Source organism: Actinomadura sp. HBU206391 (genome assembly GCF_014323665.1).
Lineage (GTDB): Bacteria > Actinomycetota > Actinomycetes > Streptosporangiales > Streptosporangiaceae > Actinomadura_C.
This window is the reverse complement of sequence record NZ_JABVEB010000506.1, coordinates 1-1,879: the sequence shown is the minus strand read 5'-3', so window position 1 is coordinate 1,879 and position 1,879 is coordinate 1. Positions and strand designations below refer to the sequence as shown.

General features: G+C 69.9%; 2 protein-coding genes. Both read left to right on the top strand.

Annotation, left to right across the window (positions count from 1 at the left end; all coding sequences use genetic code 11):
- The first annotated feature begins 36 nt into the window (after nucleotides 1-36).
- Entirely contained in the window at nucleotides 37-786 is a 750-nt protein-coding gene (locus HKK72_RS38880) for a (Fe-S)-binding protein (protein ID WP_187239373.1), read from the top strand.
- A partial coding sequence (locus tag HKK72_RS38875) for a lactate utilization protein B (RefSeq protein ID WP_187239372.1) occupies nucleotides 783-1,879 on the top strand: 1,097 nt, incomplete at its 3' end. The genes HKK72_RS38880 and HKK72_RS38875, both read left to right, overlap by 4 nt.

Here is a 1,879-nt window from a genome sequence, read left to right as displayed (position 1 = left end):
GGAACTGATCGTGCGAGAGTCAACGGGATGAGGCCCATGCGCATCGCACTGTTCATCACATGTCTCAACGACACGATGTTCCCGGAAACCGGCAAGGCCGTGGTGCGGTTGCTCAGCCGCCTCGGCCACGACGTGGAGTTCCCGCCCGGCCAGACGTGCTGCGGCCAGATGCATTTCAACACCGGCTACCGGGACCAGTGCACGCCACTGGTGCGCGGCTTCACCGAGACGTTCGACTCCTACGACGCGGTGGTCGCCCCCTCGGCGTCGTGCGCGGCCATGGTGCGCGAATGGCACCCGCGCATCGCCGAGAGCGCGGGCGACCGGGCTCTCGCCGCGGCGTCCACGCGCACCGTGCCCAAGGTGCACGAACTGTCGGAGTTCCTGGTGGACGTACTGGGTGTGACCGACGTGGGGGCCTACTTCCCGCACCGGGTCACCTATCACCCGACCTGCCACTCGCTGCGGCTGCTCAAGGTAGGCGACCGCCCCCTGCGGCTGCTGAGGGAGGTCCGCGGCATCGATCTGGTCGAACTGCCGGAGGCCATGGAGTGCTGCGGCTTCGGCGGCACCTTCGCCCTGAAGAACCCCGAGGTCTCCGCCGCGATGGGAGCCGACAAGGCGGCCAACGTGCGCAAGACCGAGGCCGAGGTGCTGTGCGCCGCCGACAACTCCTGCCTGATGCACATGGGAGGGACGCTGTCACGGCAGGACGCGGGAGTCCGGCCCGTCCACCTCGCCGAGATCCTCGCCAGCACGGAATCCGCCCTAGGAGCGAGGCCATGAACACAGCGGGCCAGACGAACACGGCGATGCCTACCTACCTGGGGATGCCGTCCTTTCCGGACGCCGCCCGTGAGGCCGTCGGCGACAGCCGGCTGCGCGGCAACCTCGCCCACGCGACCACCACGATCCGCGCCAAGCGCGAGCGGGCCGTCACCGAGCTGGCCGACTGGGCCGAGCTGCGCAACGCCGCCAAGGAGATCAAGGACCACACGCTCAGGCATCTGGGCCACTACCTGCGCCGGCTCGAGGAGCGGGTCACCGCGGCCGGCGGCACCGTGCACTGGGCGCGCGACGCCGCCGAGGCCAACCGGATCGTGACCGAACTGGTCCAGGCCACCGGCGAGACCGAGGTGGTCAAGGTCAAGTCGATGGCGACCCAGGAGATCGGCCTCAACGAGGCGCTCGCCGAGGCCGGCATCGCCGCCTATGAGACCGACCTCGCAGAACTGATCGTCCAGCTCGGCGACGACCGGCCGAGCCACATCCTCGTCCCCGCCATCCACCGCAACCGCTCGGAGATCCGCGACATCTTCCGCAAGGAGATGCCGGACGCCCCGGCCGATCTGTCCGACTCCCCGCCCGAGCTCGCCGAGGCCGCCCGCAAGCACCTGCGGGCCAAGTTCCTGTCCGCCAAGGTCGCGGTGTCGGGCGCGAACTTCGCCGTCGCCGACACCGGTACGGTGCTCGTCGTCGAGTCGGAGGGCAACGGGCGGATGTGCCTGACCCTCCCCGACACGCTGATCACGGTGATGGGCATCGAGAAGCTGCTGCCGACCGGCAGGGATCTCGAGGTCTTCCTGCAGGTGCTGCCCCGGTCGTCGACGGCCGAGCGGATGAACCCGTACACCTCGGCGTGGACCGGAGTGACCCCCGGTGACGGTCCCCAGTCGTTCCATCTGGTGCTCCTGGACAACGGGCGCACGGCGACGCTCGCCGACGAGGTCGGCCGTCAGGCGCTGCGGTGCATCCGCTGCTCCGCCTGCCTGAACGTGTGCCCTGTCTACTCGCGCGCGGGCGGTCACGCGTACGGCTCGCCCTATCCCGGGCCGATCGGCGCGATCCTGTCCCCGCAGATCCGCGGGATCGGCTCGCC

What these genes read in the sequence shown, in the direction of transcription:
- HKK72_RS38880 (WP_187239373.1), top strand. Translation starts at nt 37, where the DNA reads ATGCGCATCGCACTGTTCATCACATGTCTCAACGACACGATGTTCCCG.